General features: G+C 68.3%; 7 protein-coding genes and 1 pseudogene. 6 read left to right on the top strand and 2 right to left on the bottom strand.

All coding sequences use genetic code 11. The annotated features are described in order from the left end of the window. The first annotated feature begins 424 nt into the window (after positions 1–424). The 4 genes from ABZ420_RS08440 (at position 425) to ABZ420_RS08425 (ending at position 9,019) form a co-directional block, all read left to right on the top strand. Positions 425–4,963 (top strand): HAMP domain-containing protein, encoded by a 4,539-nt coding sequence (locus ABZ420_RS08440; RefSeq protein ID WP_357118867.1) that lies wholly within the window; start codon positions 425–427, stop codon positions 4,961–4,963. After that, positions 4,948–7,341 carry a SpoIIE family protein phosphatase gene (locus ABZ420_RS08435; protein ID WP_357118864.1) on the top strand — a complete coding sequence of 798 codons (2,394 nt, stop codon included), beginning with the start codon at positions 4,948–4,950 and terminating at the stop codon, positions 7,339–7,341. The genes ABZ420_RS08440 and ABZ420_RS08435 overlap by 16 nt, the downstream gene beginning before the upstream one ends. 466 nt (positions 7,342–7,807) lie before the next feature. Further along, positions 7,808–8,065, top strand: a complete 258-nt coding sequence (locus ABZ420_RS08430; RefSeq protein ID WP_357118861.1) for a MerR family transcriptional regulator — start codon at positions 7,808–7,810, stop codon at positions 8,063–8,065. A gap of 111 nt (positions 8,066–8,176) precedes the next feature. Next, entirely contained in the window at positions 8,177–9,019 is an 843-nt protein-coding gene (locus tag ABZ420_RS08425) for a dienelactone hydrolase family protein (protein ID WP_357118858.1), read from the top strand. A 73-nt stretch (positions 9,020–9,092) separates the two neighbouring features. Here the strand turns inward: ABZ420_RS08425 and ABZ420_RS08420 are convergent, their stop codons facing one another. Then, positions 9,093–10,208, bottom strand: coding sequence for a hypothetical protein (locus tag ABZ420_RS08420; protein WP_357118855.1), 1,116 nt, complete (start codon positions 10,206–10,208; stop codon positions 9,093–9,095). A gap of 486 nt (positions 10,209–10,694) precedes the next feature. Between ABZ420_RS08420 and ABZ420_RS08415 the strand changes: the two are divergent. After that, a pseudogene (locus tag ABZ420_RS08415) lies at positions 10,695–11,291 on the top strand (hypothetical protein); the annotation flags it as partial. Between the two features lie 288 nt (positions 11,292–11,579). Here the strand turns inward: ABZ420_RS08415 and ABZ420_RS08410 are convergent. Continuing rightward, the gene (locus ABZ420_RS08410; RefSeq protein WP_357119439.1) at positions 11,580–11,885 is read right to left on the bottom strand and encodes a hypothetical protein; all 306 of its coding nucleotides are present in this window, start codon (positions 11,883–11,885) and stop codon (positions 11,580–11,582) included. Between the two features lie 348 nt (positions 11,886–12,233). Here ABZ420_RS08410 and ABZ420_RS08405 point away from each other — a divergent pair, with 348 nt between their 5' ends. Next, positions 12,234–17,699 carry a carboxyl transferase domain-containing protein gene (locus tag ABZ420_RS08405; RefSeq protein WP_357118852.1) on the top strand — a complete coding sequence of 1,822 codons (5,466 nt, stop codon included), beginning with the start codon at positions 12,234–12,236 and terminating at the stop codon, positions 17,697–17,699. Positions 17,700–17,769: the final 70 nt, after the last annotated feature.

Raw genomic sequence — 17,769 nt, 5'->3', positions numbered from 1 at the left:
ATGCACGCCCGGTAGTTCGTGGCCCAGGTATCTGCCGGGGCGCGCTGTACCGAGTGGGAGTCTATCCATGCTCTGCGAACGATCGAACGCCATTCCAGCAGAGGATGATTCAGCCGGATGGCACGCCACACCGGATGGAGCGGGCGCGCCGCTCACCGAATCGGACGGGATATCCGGCAAGCGCGCAGCGCAATCTCCACGATGGAGCAGTACGAGGGTCGGGCCGGCCGGCTCGATCGAAGGCCGCCGAAGACGCATGGATGATGTCGCGGACTCGTCTCGGAGGAACGTAGTGTTACCGCCGGGAACCGCCGGCCCAGCCGTGGGTCGGTGACTCGTCGTTCGCGGGTAACGGCGAGCTGGGTTCCCACTCGGACCGGCTGGATTTCCAGTGTCGAACCGGTGGACCAGAGCGAGGATGGCAATGACGGACACAGCGGCGGCAACCGTCCACACTGCGCCGAAGCAGGACGCTGCGGCCCCCGACCAAGGCGAGCTGCATCAACTGCTCGCCGGATTGACCGCGGTGCGCGACGGCGATTTCCGGACCCGGCTGCCGACGGACGCCGACGGGCTGCTCGGTGAGATCGCGACGGTGTTCAACGGCATGGTGGACCAGCTGTCACTGTTCACCTCCGAGGTCACCCGCGTCGCGCGCGAGGTCGGCACGGACGGGCGGCTTGGCGGTCAAGCCGAGGTGCCCGGCGTATCCGGGACCTGGAAGGACCTGACCGATTCGGTGAACGCGATGGCAGGCAACCTGACCAGCCAGGTGCGTGACATCGCTCAGGTCGCGACGGCCGTGGCCCGCGGAGACCTGTCGCAGAAGATCGACGTGGACGCGCGCGGGGAGATCCTCGAGCTGAAGAACACTGTCAACACGATGGTCGACCAGCTGTCCGCCTTCGCGGACGAGGTGACGCGGGTAGCGCGCGAGGTGGGCTCGGAGGGCCGGCTGGGCGGACAGGCCGAGGTGCCCGGCGTCGGCGGCGTATGGCGCGACCTCACCGCCTCGGTGAACTTCATGGCAGGCAACCTCACAGACCAGGTCCGCAATATCGCCCAGGTGACGACAGCGGTCGCGCGCGGCGATCTGAGCCAGAAGATCACCGTCAGCGCGCGCGGCGAGATCCTGGAGTTGAAGAACACCATCAACACGATGGTCGATCAACTGTCCTCGTTCGCCGACGAAGTCACCCGCGTGTCCCGCGAGGTGGGCACCGAGGGCATCCTCGGTGGTCAAGCGGACGTCAAGGGCGTCTCGGGCACGTGGCGGGACCTCACCGACTCGGTCAATTTCATGGCGGGCAACCTGACCGCGCAGGTGCGGTCGATCGCCCAGGTCGCCACCGCCGTCGCGCGCGGCGACCTGACCCAGAACATCACGGTGGACGCGCGCGGCGAGATTCTCGAGCTGAAGAACACCATCAACACGATGGTCGACCAGCTCTCCGCGTTCGCCGACGAGGTCACCCGCGTCGCGCGCGAAGTGGGCACCGAGGGCCGATTGGGCGGCCAGGCCGACGTCAAGGGCGTCTCCGGCACGTGGAAGGACCTCACCGAGTCGGTCAACGTGATGGCCGACAATCTGACGGCACAGGTGCGGTCGATCGCCGAGGTGACCACGGCGGTCGCCCGCGGTGATCTGACCCAGAAGATCCGGGTCGATGCGCGCGGGGAGATCCTGGAACTCAAGGAAACCATCAACACGATGGTCGACCAGCTCTCCGCGTTCGCCGACGAGGTCACCCGCGTCGCCCGGGAGGTCGGCACCGAGGGCAACCTCGGCGGCCAGGCCACCGTGCGTGGCGTGTCGGGTACCTGGAAGGACCTCACCGACAACGTCAATGTGATGGCCTCGAACCTGACCGGCCAGGTGCGCTCGATCGCCCAGGTCGCCACGGCGGTGGCCCGTGGTGACCTGAGCCAGAAGATCACCGTGGAGGCGAAGGGCGAGGTCGCGGCGCTGGCCGGCGTGATCAACACGATGGTCGATACGTTGTCCGCGTTCGCCGACGAGGTCACCCGCGTCGCGCGCGAGGTCGGCACCGAGGGCATGCTCGGCGGCCAGGCCCGCGTGCCGAACGTGGCGGGAACCTGGAAAGACCTCACCGACAACGTCAACTCCATGGCGAACAACCTGACCAACCAGGTGCGCAACATCGCCCAGGTCACCACCGCGGTCGCGCAGGGAGACCTGACCCGCAAAATCGACGTGGACGCGCGCGGCGAGATCCTCGCGCTGAAGACCACGATCAACACGATGGTCGATCAGCTTTCCGCGTTCGCGGCCGAGGTCACCCGCGTGGCCCGTGAGGTGGGGTCGGAGGGCCGGCTGGGCGGGCAGGCCGAGGTGGAGGGCGTCTCGGGGACCTGGAAGCGGCTGACCGAGAACGTCAACGAGCTGGCCGGCAACCTGACCCGTCAGGTCCGCGCGATCGCCGCGGTCACCAGCGCCGTCGCTGAAGGCGACCTGACCCGCTCCATCACCGTCGAGGCGTCCGGCGAGGTCGCGGAACTGAAGGACAACATCAACTCGATGGTGGAGTCGCTGCGCGAGACCACCAAGGCCAACCAGGATCAGGACTGGTTGAAAACCAACCTCGCTCGCATCTCCGGACTCATGCAGGGCCAGCGCGACCTGCACGTGGTGGCCGAGCTGATCATGGCGGAGCTGGCACCGTTGGTCTCCGCGCAGTTCGGTGCGTTCTATCTGGCCGACGACACGGCCGAGCGGCCGGAGCTGAGGCTGATCGGCTCCTATGGCAGCCCGGAGGAGCCGGGCAGCCGGTCTCGGTTCACCTTCGGTCAGTCGCTGGTCGGGCAGGCGGCGCGCAGCCGCCGCACGATCGCCGTGGACAACGTGCCGGGCGACTACCTCACCATCTCCTCCGGGCTGGGACGAACCGCGCCGGTCAACCTCCTCGTGCTGCCGATCGTGGTCGAGGACCAGGTGCTCGGCGTGATCGAGCTGGGCTCGCTGCACCGCTTCACCCGCATTCACCAGGACTTCCTCGACCAGTTGATGGAGACGGTCGGCGTCAATGTCAACACCATCATCGCCAACGCCCGCACCGACGAGCTGCTGGTCGAATCGCAACGCCTGGCCACCGAGCTGCAAGCTCGCTCGGAGGAATTGCAGGTGCAACAGGAGGAGTTGCAGCGGTCCAACGCCGAGTTGGAGGAGAAGGCGGCGCTGCTGGCGACCCAGAATCGCGACATCGAGGCCAAGAACCTCGAGATCGAACAGGCGCGCCAAGAGCTGGAGACCCGCGCCCAGCAACTCGCGCTCGCCTCGAAGTACAAGTCGGAGTTCCTGGCCAACATGAGCCACGAGCTGCGCACGCCGCTGAACAGCCTGCTCATCCTCGCGCAGTTGCTGGCCCAGAACCCGACCCGCAATCTGACACCCAAGCAGGTCGAGTACGCGGGCATCATCCACTCTGCCGGCTCGGACCTGCTGCAGCTCATCAACGACATTCTCGACCTGTCCAAGGTCGAGGCGGGCAAGATGGACGTCACACCCGAAGCCGTACCGCTGCGCAAACTGCTGGACTACGTGGAGGCCACCTTCCGGCCTATGACCACCCAGAAAAGTCTCGGCTTCCACGTCACCACCGCACCCGGCCTGCCCGCGGATCTGCTCACCGACGACTCGCGGTTGCGGCAGGTGTTGAGCAACCTGCTGTCCAACGCGGTGAAGTTCACCGAGAGCGGATCCGTGGAGCTGAGAATCGAGCCGGCGGGGACGGATGAACTGCCCGTCGCCGCGCGGCGGCACGGTCCGGCCGTCGCCTTCCGGGTGATCGACACGGGCATCGGCATCACCGAGAATCAGCTGGAAACCATTTTCGGCGCGTTCCAGCAGGCCGACGGCACCACCAGCCGCAAGTACGGTGGCACCGGCCTCGGCCTGTCGATCAGCCGCGAGATCGCCTACCTGCTCGGCGGCGCTATCACCGCCGAGAGCACACCCGGTAAAGGCAGCACATTCACCCTGTACCTGCCGGTCGCCCGGCCGGACTTTCAGGAGGCGCAACACCCCGAACGGGAGGATGCGCAGCAGCCCGGTAGCCACCTCGAACACACTCCCGCTCCCGGCGCGCCGCAGCAGCAGCGCAGACTGCTGGTCGTGGAGGAACGCCCGCAGGGCCTGCTGTCCCTGGTCGCGCAGAGCGCGGTGGCCGACCTCGCCGACAGCAACGATCCACGCGGCCCGGTCCAGGTCGTCACCGCCATCGGTGTGCAAGAAGCGGCGTCGGCGATGGCCGCCGAGGTGTTCCACTGCGTGGTGCTCGAGCTGGACATGCCCGATAGCGCCGCGCTGCGGCTGCTGGAGACGATGGACGGGGACCCGGCGATGAGCAACGTCCCGGTGCTCGCCCACAACAACCGTCGACTCGACTCCGAGCAGGAGCGCCTACTGCAGGAGCGCACCGCGCGCCGGCCGTTGGAGTTGCTGTCCAGTCTGGACGAGCTGCGGGAGCGGATCGCTCTGCACGTCACCGCCGAGGCGCCCGGCGACGTGCTGCCCCTCGTCCGCGGCGAGGAGTCGCCGGTCGCCGCGCCGCAGCGCCCGGACGGTAAACTCGCCGGTCGCACGGTGCTGATCGTCGACGACGACGCCCGTAATCTGTTCGCGCTCAGCAGCATTCTCGAGCTGCACGGCGTCACCGTGCTGCATGCCGAGAACGGTCGTGAGGGTATCGACATGCTCCTCGCGCACTCGGAGACGGATCTGGTCCTGATGGACGTGATGATGCCCGAGATGGACGGCTACGCCGCGACGGCGAAGATCCGCCAGATGCCGCAGTATCGAGACCTGCCGATCATCGCCGTGACGGCCAAGGCCATGCTGGGCGACCGGGAGAAGAGCCTCGCCTCCGGCGCCAACGACTATGTCACCAAGCCGGTCGACGCCGACGCCTTGCTCGCTTGCATCCACCAATGGCTGGGCGCCTGATGACCGACTCGGACGCCACCGCCGCCGCAACCGCGATGACACCGAACGCGGACTCGGCCGCGGAGCCCACCGTCACCCGCCTCGCGGCCACCGTGGAGCGGTTGCGTTCGGAAATTCAGCGCGCTCAGGCCACCGCCGACGGTCGAGCGCTGATCGAGATGGCGAAGGGCGTGCTGGTCGAGCGGCTACGGTGCGGGCCCGCCGCGGCGGCGCGGCAGCTCGACGCCCTTGCCGAGCAAGCGGGTGTCACCTCGTTGGAGGTGGCCGTCGATCTGGTCAACCAGGCCGCGCAAGACAAAGTCAGCGCGGTCGTCGACGAGTTCCTGCTGCGTACCGCCACAGCGGAGAAGTCATCGGCGGCGGTGCGATTGCGTACCGCGGAGAGCGGGTTGCTCGCGGCGGGCGACACCCAACGCGTCGCGCAATCGGTGCTCGAACACGCCGTGGCGCCGCTGGGTGCCACGGCAGTGGCTATCTGGTCGGCGGGCCTCGACGCATCGCTGTCCCTGGCCGGTTTCGCCGGCATCGACTTACCAGAGGCCGAGCGGTGGCGATACGTGCCACCCGGGGTGGTGACCCCGGCGCGGCAAGCGCTGGTCGAACGCCGGGCGCAGTGGATCGAGGATCTTCGTGTGGCGGGGATTCCGTCGATCGGTGACCGCAACGGAGGCCGGGCAGCGATCCCCGCCGGCACCGGCGGCAAGTTGATCGGCGTGCTGGAGGTGTGCTGGCCGCAGCCCCTCGAACCGCAGCCACCTGGAGTACACCGGCAACTCGAGGCGCTGGCAGAGCTGTGCGCGCACACTCTGGAGTCGGACTTGTCCACCGCGGTCTCGCCGGATCTGCCCGCCGTCGCCGATCTCGTACTGCTGGCCGACAGCCTGTTCGACCCGGCCCTGGTGCTGCTACCTCACCTCGGCGACGACGGCGCGCTCGCCGACTTCCGTATCCACCACGTCAACCGGTGTTTCATCGACCCCGCCGGCCGCCCACGCGGCCTGATCGACGGCACATTGCTGCTCGAGGTGTACCCGATGGCCGCGGGCGGGGGCCAGTTGTTCGAGCGGATCGAGCACGTCTTCGCGACCGGTGAGACCTACCGCGCCGAGCGGGTGATGTTGACCGAATTGGTCGGCCAGGTGCCACTGACCGTCCCGGCCGCACTCAGCATCAGCCGTCACAGGGATGCCGTGCTCGTCGTGTGGCGCGTGGAGGACGAGACGGCGCGGCTGGCGGCGCTGCTGCAACACGCTCAGCGCCTAGGACGTGTCGGCGGGTTCGAGGAGAACGCGGCCACCGGCGAAATCACGTGGAGCAGCCAGCTGTACGCCCTCTACGGCCTGGAGCCTGCCGCCGACCCGATCCCGGTCGCGCAGCTGCCGAGTCACGTCCACGACGACGACTCGGAAGCGGTACGGGGATTCCTGCGAACGCTGCTGCGCTACCGTCGCTCGGCCTCCACGGCATTCCGTCTGATCCGGCCGAACGGCGACGCCCGCCATATTCGGATCATCGCCGAACCGGTGGTAGACACGGCGGGACACCTGCTCGCCATCCGTGGCGCCTACCAGGACATCTCCGCCCAGCACTGGACCGAGGTCGCGCTGTCGGCCACCCAGGACCGCCTCGCGCACACCGAGCAGCAGGCCGCCGAGCAGAGCAGGCTGGCGCTGCAACTCCAGCAGGCGATCATGCCCGCAGCGCAGCCGTCCATCGAGGCGTTCGGGCTGCGCATCGCGGTGCGCTACCAGCCCGCCGACCAGGACTATGTGGTGGGCGGCGACTGGTACGACGCGGTGACGCTGCCGTCCAAGCAGATCCTGGTGTCGGTCGGCGACATCACCGGCCACGGCATCAAGGCGGCCACCGGCATGGTCGTCCTGCGCAACGCTCTGCGCGGCCTCGCGGCCACCGGCGCCAAGCCGGGGCAGATGCTGACCTGGCTGAACCTGGTGGCACATCACCTGACCGACGACATCTACGCCACCGCCATCTGCGGCCTCTACGACCCCCAGACTCGGATACTGCGATGGGCTCGTGCGGGCCACCTACCGCCGGTGCTGGTGCGCGCCGGCCGGGCGTCCGCGCTGCCTCCCCCTGACGGGATGCTGCTCGGCGCTGTGGCGGAGACGACGTACGAGGAAGCCGAACTCCAGCTGGAACCGGACGACATCTTCCTGCTCTACACCGATGGGCTGATCGAGCGCCGCGACCGGCTCCTGGACGACTGTGTGGAGCGGTTGCTCGCCATGTCTGCCCAGTTCACCGGAAGCCTGGAGGACCGCCTGGACCATCTGCTCGATCACAGCGACGCCAACACCGACGACGACACCTGCGTGGTGGGCATTCAGGTGGGACCGGGCGACGGCATCGGGTGAGCGGGCGGTCAACGGCGGCCGGCGTACGACACTCCCAGAAAATCTACCGTGGCGACAGTAGACATTCGCCGCAGTTCCGGGTAACTTCTGTGGGGCGAACGAAGAAGTAAGTCTCGAGTGGCACGGGAGATGACGAACTGCCCGTGAAGGTGAAGACGGCGGGCGCGGCTGCGGGGCCATGACGTAAATCGGTCCCGCCGCCCGCCGGACATGCAAGGTGAAGTGCACGAAGAAATGAAGTACCCGTGAACAGAAAGGAGGAGTTGCCTACCGTCGCGTCGCCCACCGGCGTGTGTAGCTCGGGCGGCGACCGAAGCTCGGATACTTGTCGGAAGATGGTTAGTAATTCCCCTTAGTGCCCCGGTGCCATCAGGCACCGGGGCACTCGTCGTATTGAGGCACCACGATTTCCGAACCCACGACCGCGAACGAGAAGTTCGACGACGAGGACTACCCCGCCTACACGATGGGCCGGGCCGCGGACCTGCTCGGCACCACCCAGGCGTTCCTGCGCAGCCTGGACGAGGCGGAACTGATCACCCCGCAGCGATCCGCCGGTGGGCACCGCCGCTACTCCCGCTATCAGCTGCGCATCGCCGCGCGCGCCCGCGAACTCGTCGATCAGGGCACACCGCTCGAGGCGGCCTGCCGGATCATCATCCTCGAGGACCAGCTCACCGAAGCCCTGGAACGTAACGCCGCATCGAACCAAGTCGCGACATGAACTGCTCCCGCTGATGCCCCTGGTCGACGGAGCGTCGCGGGAACATTCGTCCTATAACCGACGACGTCGCCCGGTCGATAGTGATGGTCCACTTTCGAGGAGGACCCCACCATGGCCGATGACACTCTCGCCGACTTCCAGCGCGATGCCTTCACCTACGAAGGCAAGACCCGCACCCTGTTCCGCAAGGGCTCCGGACCCGCCGTGATCGTCATGGCGGAATTTCCCGGAATCTCGCCGCACGTCTTCGACTTCGCGCGGCGAGTCGCGGCCATCGGGTGCACGGCGGTCGTTCCGCACCTGTACGGCAATCCCGGCCGAGATCCGAGTCCCGCCGCGCACGGACTCGCCTCGGCGCTGGCGAATGTTGCCGGACAGTTCGGCCCGATCTGCGTCAGCCGAGAGTTCGTCGTGCTCGCGACGGGACGTACCTCGCCGGTCGTGCGGTGGCTGCGAGCGCTGGCCGAGCACGAGCACCACCGCTGCGGCGGACCGGGTGTCGGCTCGGTCGGAATGTGCTTCACCGGCGGATTCGCGCTGGCGATGGCCGTCGACGACCGATTGCTCGCACCTGTACTGTCCCAGCCCGGACTGCCCCTCGGATTCACCTCCCGGCAGAAGTACTCCATCGACCTGTCCCCCGCCGACCTGGCCCGCGTCAAAGAGCGCTGCGCGGACGGATTGCCGGTCATGGGGTTGCGATTCCGCGGCGATCGTCGTTCGCCCGCCGAACGATTCGAATTCCTGCGCGACCAACTCGGCGACGCGTTCACAGCGATCGAACTCGATGACGCCGACGCCGATCCCGATGCCGTGCTCAGCCCGCATTCGGTCCTGACCGAACATCTCATCGATGAACCCGGCCAGCCCACCCAGGCAGCGCTGCACCAGGTTCTGGACTTCCTCGGAGGCCGGCTCCTGGCCGATCACCGACCGATCGGCCGGAACCCGTAGCGACGGCACACTGCGCGTGATGCAGGCCGACACCGATCGAGGTGCGCCGAGGACACGCAGCCGCTCGGGCGCGTCAGACTACCGTCACCTCTGCGGCATCAGCGGTCGCCACGGTTGCCGCGGCGGCCAGCTCGGCCTCCTCGACGGTGCATCGGCCGAGGCCGCATGCCGTCGCCACCCCGTATGCGGTCCGGCCTGCGGCTGCTTCGAACATGGCCAGGCTACGGATACTGTCTTGCGCTCCCTCCGGCGATACAACCCCCGCGATGACGCGCCAGTCCTTGTCCAGCCGGCGAAGCGGCCGGTAGAACGCCGGGTCCACCGGGGCCGGATGAGCACCGTAGGCACAGGGAATGTGCGCGGGCGGCAACGGCACCGCGCGAGCGCGCAGCTCGCGTGCGACGGCGTTCAAGAGTTCGACCGAAGGCGCCAGATTACGCGGGGCGAGAAGCTCTTTGTGCCGGTAGTCGCCATAGCAAAGGTGCACGATGGTCTGGGCGCCGATATCGTGCGTCCGCGCGAGGAAACCGGCCAACTGTCGTGCGACCAGACGGCCGATCGGCGCCCGCATACCGAACCGCGCCGCCTTCACCAGCGCGAGCTGAGCGATCGGCGACTCTACCTGCCAGGTGATCAGATCACCGTGATCCGCTGTGAGCCGGGCCATTTCGGCCAGCGCGGCCTCGACGAAAACCGGCAGGTTGCGCAGCGCGGGAGTCACCGTCCGAAGGTGACGCAGCGCGCGCCCGAGCGGGAGGCCGTCGGCCACCGCAGCGCCGCCGAACACGAACAGCGCCAGGTCGAGCGGATTCGGTTGACTGATCTGCAATCTGGTGTCGGCCAGTTCGGGGCGCCTATCACGCAGTGCGCGGAAGGCGGTGACGGCCGCGGCGATGCGGTCGACCCGGTCCATCGCCACGTGCCGGGGTTCGAGGACGGCGCCCCGGCGAATGCCATAGACGCGCATGTCGGCGTAGTCGGCGAACTCACCGCTGCGCACCACTTCGAAGACGTCGTCGTGTTTCTCCCGCTCGCGCAGGTACTCCACGACCCACGTGGGATCCAGATCCCGTGGAACGCCGGTAAGCCGGTGGCCTCGGCTGTGCTCGACGAACCATTCCAGCACCTCGCGGTCGTCGGTCGTCAACGGTGCGGGCAAGCTGCCCACGAAGTGCACGAGTCGCGTCATCGCCTGTCCAACACGTAGTCCTACAAACGGGCCGGCCGTCCGACCCCGATCCGTCGGTCATCGAGCAGCATAGGTGGATCGATAGCCGGAAATTCGCCACTGCTGGGAATGCCGCGACAGCGAACTTCCCGCGAGCCGGTACGGCGGAATGCCTCTGGCACCCCGCTCGGCTCCGACTCGATCGCCGACCCCGGAGGACGCACGCCGCCGATCCGGCTGTGCGACGCCGAGACCACCGTCGTCACCTGCGCGGTTCGCGCCTCCGACGCCGAGCACTACTGCGACCAACCGGTCCAGGCAGCCGCTATCCGCCCGATCCGGTTCCGGACTCGTCATCGACCGCGTCTTCTACGCGTATCGAGTCGGCTCCCGGTCAACGGCCCTCCCGCTTCGGTGCTGCCCGGCTCCGGCTTCAATGCGGCCTCGGGATGCCGGGGTGGCGATCCACACCCCTTGGGTGGCTAGTTGCCACATATTCGCTCTCCGATGATTGGAGTGCACATTCCCGAAGCGTTCGAGCGAGGAAGAACGGGCTCTATGTCATCCGCTCTCGACCAGGCACTTCTCACCCGCACGACCGCGCAAGCACGCGAGCACACCACTCGGTCGTCCCCGACGACCGTACCCGTCATCGAAGCGATTGCGACCGGTTCGCCCAGCCTGGTCCTCGACCAATCCGTCGCGGCGGAGTGGATGGCCGGACAGTTCACCGATCGGCAGCAGCAGGACCGGATCAGACGCATCTTTCGCAAGACCATGATCGACACCCGGCGATTCGCGGTCGACGACGGCTGCGGCGCGGTCGTCATCGGGGCGAACCGAGGCGGGGAGCGGACCGAAGCCGAGACGATCGTCATCCGGGACCGATTCACTCATCTGTTCGAGGCCACCGAGGACGGCATCGTGGTCGGCGTCAACCACGACGGCATCACGTGCGAGCTGTCGGAGAACGTACCCCGGTACATCTACAACGGAGTTGCTCCCGTCGTCGGAGAAGTGCTGCGCCGCAATGGATTGCGGCAGTCGGACATCGATGTGTGGGCAATCCACCCGGGCGGGCCGAAGATCTTGCTCGAATCCGCGCGATCGCTCGGCCTCCCACCGGAGGCCTCGTCGACGAGCTGGAAGGTTCTCGCTGATTTCGTGCTCGAACGGATCGCCAGCTCAGACCGGGGCGGACAAGCCGATCTCGACCGGCATCGCGTTCTCGTTCGCACCGGGAATCACGATCGAGGGATTCGTCTTCGACCTCGTTCGCCGGTGATCATGCTGTCTCGCGTTTTTCCGCTACCCGGCCCCGCGAGCCGGGCAGCAGAAAGCGAATGGGCCCTGCCGGAAGCGGCAAGGCCCACTGGCCGAGCAGTCGACCGGCTATTGCATCGGCGCGGGTCCGCATTCCTTGCCCATCACGTCGGGCAGGTGAGCCCATCCGGACGTGCAGCTCACGATCTCGCCGCCGTTCACCCGGAACGGCTGCGTGATCTCTCCGCTCATCGGCGCACCGTCGGACGCCGTGCAGTCCAGAGCGGTCACCCTGCCCTCCCACACCGGCGAATGGGACGAACAGTTGTAGTTCCACATCTCCTGCGCGGAGACGGTGGGCGGACAGAACAACAGGGCCGCCGCCGCGGCGAAGAACGGGGGAAGACCCAGACGAACGAGGCGTGTGGCTTTCATGACGATCTCCTTGTCCTGGTTCCGTGCGATCTGAATCGGTAACCGTCCCGGACGGGCCGTCCGAGCGGTATCGAGCAGAAACTGCGTGGTTGCTCAGGAGAGAACGTGCACACTGCGGGAGGAACGCTACGCGGAGGTGGGAAGGCCGGCTGCGGAATGCCGATTGCTGTGATCATCCGGATATGACGGCAGCCAACCGACGCCTCGAGCGGGCACTTCGAAACTCTACGTGCGGGTAACACCCGCACGCTGTGTAGATATCTGGGATAAAGGTGCACACTACGCGAGACCGGGGGTCGCACACCCCGCCCGACCGGGCCAACGCTTAGGAGAGGAAGGAACCGGCAAGTGTTCAGCCGCATTGCCATCGTGAACCGGGGCGAGGCCGCCATGCGCCTCATCCACGCCGTCCGAGATCTGGCTGCGGAGACCGCGCTGCCGATCGAAACCGTCGCCCTGCACACCGACGTCGACCGCCACGCGACGTTCGTGCGAGAAGCCGACATCGCCTACGACCTCGGCCCGGCGTCCGAGCGCCCGTACCTGGACCTGAAGGCGCTCGAGCGTGCACTGGTGGAGACCGGCGCCGACGCGGCCTGGGTCGGCTGGGGTTTCGTCGCGGAGGATCCGGCGTTCGCGGAGCTGTGCGAACAGATCGGTGTCACCTTCATCGGCCCCAGCCCGGATGCGATGCGCAAGCTCGGCGACAAGATCGGCGCGAAGCTGATCGCCGAGGAGGTCGGCGTGCCGGTCGCGCCCTGGAGCCGCGGTCCGGTCGAGACCGTGGACGCCGCCTTGGCGTCGGCGGCCGAGATCGGCTACCCGCTGATGCTGAAGGCGACCGCGGGCGGCGGCGGACGCGGTATCCGGGTGATCACCGATGAGGCCGAACTCGTCGACGCCTATGAGCGCACCCGGCAGGAGGCCGCTCGCGCGTTCGGCAGTGGTGTGGTCTTCCTGGAGCGGCTCGTCACCGGCGCCCGGCATGTCGAGGTCCAGGTGATCGCCGACGGCCAGGGAACCGCGTGGGCGCTGGGTGTCCGCGACTGCTCGGTACAGCGGCGCAACCAGAAGATCATCGAGGAGTCGGCATCACCGGTGCTGAGCCCCGAGCAGGCAGCCGAACTCAAGGCCTCGGCCGAGCGGCTGGCGATCGCGGTCGGTTATCGCGGAGCGGCGACCGTCGAGTTCCTCTACCACCCCGGTGACGATCTCTTCGCGTTCCTCGAGGTCAACACCCGCCTGCAGGTCGAGCATCCGATCACGGAATACACCACGGGTTTCGACCTCGTCCGGGCACAGCTGCTGGTGGCCTCAGGAGGAAGGCTCGAGGGCGAACCCCCGGTCGAGCGGGGGCACGCCATCGAGGCCCGGCTCAACGCCGAAGACCCCGACCGCGACTTCGCCCCCGCCCCGGGCCGCATCGCGCGCCTCAACCTGCCTGCTGGTCCGGGTATCCGCGTCGACACCGGCGTCAGCGAGGGCGACACGATTCCCGCCGACTTCGACTCGATGATCGCCAAGATCATCGCCTACGGCCGCGACCGTGACGAAGCGCTGGGCAGGCTGCGCAGGGCGGTGGCGCAGACCCGGGTGGTCATCGAAGGCGGCGCGACGAACAAGAGCTTCGTGCTCGACCTGCTCAACCAGCCCGAGGTGATCGACGCCAGCGCCGACACCGGCTGGATCGACCGCGTCCGCGGCGAGGGCCGCCTCGTCTCGCATCGCCACTCGGCCGTCGCGCTGGCGGCCGCCGCCATCGAGGCCTACGAGGAGGAAGAGCGGGTTCAGCGGCACCGGTTGCTGTCCACCGCGTCCGGTGGACGTCCCCAGGTACAGCACGAGAGCGGTAGGCCGCTCGACCTGAAACTGCGCGGCGCGACGTACCGCGTGCGCGTCGCGCGCATCGGTGCCCATCGGTTCCGCATCGGCATCGAGGCCTGCGGTGAAATCCGCACGGCCGACGTCGACCTCGAGCGCTTCGATCGGCACACCGGGCAGATCGTGGTGAACGGCGCCCGCTACCGCTTGACCATCGGCACACACGGGCCGATCCACCTGATCGACGTCGACGGTGTGACGCATCGGATCAGCCGCGACGAAGGCGGTGTCGTGCGCTCCCCCGCACCCGCCCTGGTCGTCGCCACACCGCTGGAGGTCGGCGCCGAGGTCGAGGCGGGTGCGCCGGTGCTCGTGCTGGAGAGCATGAAGATGGAAACGGTGCTGCGCGCGCCGTTCCGCGCTCGCTTGAAGGAGTGCGGCGTCTCCGTCGGCACCCAGGTGGAGACCGGTGCGCCGTTGCTGCGGCTGGAGCCGATCGCCGAGGACGACGAGGCCGAGGCCCCCGCGGCGACCGAGTCCGTGGAACTGGACCTGCCCGGCGAGCCCGGGCAGGTGGAGCCGCACGAGCGCACCACCCGCGGTCAGCAGGACCTGCGCAGTCTGCTGCTCGGCTTCGACGTCGACCCGCACGACGACCGCCGGGTGCTCGACGAATACCTCACCGCGCGCCGGGCTGCCATCGCGGACAACCGCAGGCCGCTGGCCGAGGAACTCGAGCTGGTGCAGGTCTTCGCCGACCTCGCCGAACTGACCCACAACCGGTCGTGGGACGAGGACGGCGGCCAGGGCCATGTCCACAGTGCCCGCGAATACTTCCACACCTATCTGCAGAGTCTCGACGTCGAGCGGGCCGGGTTGCCCGAGTCCTACCAGGCCAAGCTCGCCCTGGCGCTCGGGCGCTACGGGATCACCGATCTGGAGCGCACCCCCGACCTCGAAGCCGCGGTCTTCCGGATCTTCCTCGCCCAGCAACGCCCGTCCGACACCGCCGCGGTCATCACCACACTGCTGCGCGAGTGGCTGCGGGAGCCGGTTCCGGACCGGGCGCTGCGCGAGCCCGTCGGTCTCGTGCTGGAGCGGCTCGTGGCCACGACCCAGGTGCGCTTCCCCGTGATCGCCGATCTCACCCGCGGCCTGGTGTTCGCCTGGTACGGCCAGCCCCTGCTGCGGCGTAATCGCGCCCGGGTGTACACCAACGTCCGCAGGCACCTGCGCCACCTGGACGCCCACCCGAACTCCCCCGATCGCGCCGAGCGCATCTCCGACATGGTGCGCAGCACCGAACCGCTGGTGCGACTGCTCGGCCAGCGACTGGAGCGCGGCTACCCCGACCACACCGTCATGCTGGAGGTGCTGACCCGCCGGTACTACGGCAACAAGGGACTCACCGGCGTGCACACCCACGAGGTGGGCGGCTGCACATTCGTGATCGCCGAGCGAGCGGGCTCGAGCCTGGTGTCCACCGCGGTGAGCTTCGACGCCCTCGACACCGCGCTGCGCGGGCTCACCGAACTGGCCGCGGGCGCCACGTCCATCGACGCCGACATCTACCTCAGCTGGGAGAAGCAGCCCGGCGACTTCGACGCGATGGCGGCGGCGCTGCACGAGGTCATCGGCACCCACCAGTGGCCGAGCCAGGTGCACCGCATCACCGCCACGGTCGCGGGCAGCGGTGGCGCGGTGATGCACCACCACTTCACCTTCCGCCCGTCGGCCACCGGCATGGCCGAGGAGCGGCTGATCCGCGGCCTGCATCCCTACATCGCGCAGCGGATGCAGCTGGAGCGGCTGCGCAAGTTCGACCTCACCAGGCTGCCGTCCTCGGACGACGACGAGATCTACCTGTTCCGGTGCGTCGCGAAGGAGAACCCGGCCGACGATCGGCTCATCGCGTTCGCGCAGGTGCGCGACCTGGCGGCGCTGCGCGAGCACGACGGCAGGCTGCTCGCGCTGCCCACGGCCGAGAGCACCATCGCCACCTGCGTCGACTCGATCCGCCGGGCACAGTCGCAGCGGCCGTCGGCGAAACGCTTCAACACCAACCGCATCGTGATGTACATCTGGCCGCCGATCGACGTCACCCGGGCCGAACTCCAGACCATCGGCGGACACGTGCTGCCCACCGCCGCGGGCGCCGGGCTGGAGGAGATCCTGCTCATCGCGCGGCAGCGGGACCCGGGCACCGGCGAGCTGACCAAGATCGCCGTCCGCATCTCCTTCGGCGCCACCGGCAGCACCGAGGTGACCGTCGGCGAGCCCACCGACGAGCCGGTCGAGCCGCTGGACGAGTATCGGCAGAAGGTGCTGCGGGCGAGCAGCCGCAACACCGTGTACCCCTACGAACTGACCGGTCTCCTCGGTGATTTCGCCGAGTACGACCTCGACGAGAACCACACGCTGGTACCGGTCGACCGGCCCAAGGGACGCAACACCGCGGCCCTCGTCGCAGGTGTGGTCACCACGCCGACCGAGCGGCATCCGCAGGGCGTCACGCGGGTGGCGCTGCTCGGTGATCCGACGAAGTCGCTGGGCGCGCTGTCGGAGCCGGAGTGCCGCCGCGTCATCGCCGCGCTGGACCTCGCCGAACGGATGCAGGTGCCGTTGGAGTGGTACGCGCTGTCCTCCGGCGCGCGGATCTCGATGCGGTCCGGCACCGAGAACATGGACTGGGTGGCTGCGGCGCTCAAGCGCATCGTCGAGTTCACCCAGGACGACGGCGAGATCAACATCGTGGTGGCGGGCATCAACGTCGGCGCGCAGCCGTACTGGAACGCCGAGGCGACGATGCTCATGCACACCAAGGGCATCCTCGTGATGACGCCGGACTCCGCGATGGTGCTCACCGGCAAGCAGGCGCTCGACTTCTCCGGCGGTGTGTCGGCCGAGGACAACTTCGGCATCGGCGGCTACGACCGGGTGATGGGCCCCAACGGGCAGGCGCAGTACTGGGCGCCGAACCTGACCGCCGCGCGGGACGTGCTGATGTCGCACTACGACCACACCTACGTCGCGCCCGGCGAGCAGGCGCCGCGGCGAGCGCAGACCAGTGACCCCATCGATCGCGATGTCTCCGACTTCCCGCACGTCGCGGCGGACAGCGACTTCACGACCGTCGGCGAGATCTTCTCCGCCGCGAAGAACCGGGACCGCAAGAAGCCGTTCGATATCCGGACCGTGATGCGGGCCCTGTCCGACCAGGACCACCCGGTGCTGGAGCGGTGGGCGGGCATGGCCGACGCCGAGACCGCGGTGGTGCAGGACGCGCATGTCGGTGGCATCCCGGTGTGCCTGCTGGGCATCGAGTCGCGGGGTGTGCCGCGACGCGGCTTCCCGTCCACCGACGGCCCGGACACCTACACCGCGGGCACGCTGTTCCCACGGTCGTCGAAGAAGGCCGCGCGGGCGATCAACGCGGCCAGTGGTAATCGACCGCTGGTCGTCCTGGCGAACCTGTCCGGCTTCGACGGCTCGCCCGAATCGATGCGGAAGCTGCAGCTCGAGTACGGTGCCGAGATCGGGCGCGCGATCGTGAACTTCCGCGGCCCGATCGTGTTCTGCGTGATCTCCCGGTATCACGGCGGCGCGTTCGTGGTGTTCTCGAAGGCGCTGAACCCGAACATGACCGTGCTCGCCCTGGAGGGCTCCTTCGCCTCGGTGCTCGGTGGCGCTCCGGCCGCCGCGGTGGTGTTCGCCGGTGAGGTCGACACCCGCACCGCGGCCGATCCGCGGGTGCGGGACCTGGAAGCGCGCGCCGCGAACGCATCCGGCACCGAGCGCGCGTCTTTGACTGCGGAACTCGACGAGCTCCGGTCGTCGGTCCGGACCGAGAAGCTCGCCGATGTGGCCGCGGAATTCGACCGCGTGCACGATATCCGGCGCGCTGTCGAGGTCGGTTCGGTCGACGCCGTCATCCGCGCCTCCGAACTGCGCCCGCGCATCATCGAGGCCATCGAGGCGCGCCTGGCCGGGTGATCCGATCGCCGTGGCCGTACGTCCGGCGAGTCCCCACCTCGATCGGTGGCGACTTGCCGGACGTACGGCC

Source organism: Nocardia sp. NPDC005745, from assembly GCF_040630775.1.
Taxonomy (GTDB): Bacteria; Actinomycetota; Actinomycetes; order Mycobacteriales; family Mycobacteriaceae; genus Nocardia.
Note: the sequence above shows the minus strand (reverse complement) of the source record. Positions and strands in the feature narration are given on the sequence as shown.

Excerpts from the sequence above, each read along its gene's own strand:
- ABZ420_RS08440 (WP_357118867.1), top strand. The coding sequence starts at position 425 with ATGACGGACACAGCGGCGGCAACCGTCCACACTGCGCCGAAGCAGGAC.
- ABZ420_RS08435 (WP_357118864.1), top strand. The coding sequence starts at position 4,948 with ATGGCTGGGCGCCTGATGACCGACTCGGACGCCACCGCCGCCGCAACC.
- ABZ420_RS08430 (WP_357118861.1), top strand. The coding sequence starts at position 7,808 with ATGGGCCGGGCCGCGGACCTGCTCGGCACCACCCAGGCGTTCCTGCGC.
- ABZ420_RS08425 (WP_357118858.1), top strand. The coding sequence starts at position 8,177 with ATGGCCGATGACACTCTCGCCGACTTCCAGCGCGATGCCTTCACCTAC.
- ABZ420_RS08420 (WP_357118855.1), bottom strand. The coding sequence starts at position 10,208 with ATGACGCGACTCGTGCACTTCGTGGGCAGCTTGCCCGCACCGTTGACG.
- ABZ420_RS08410 (WP_357119439.1), bottom strand. The coding sequence starts at position 11,885 with ATGAAAGCCACACGCCTCGTTCGTCTGGGTCTTCCCCCGTTCTTCGCC.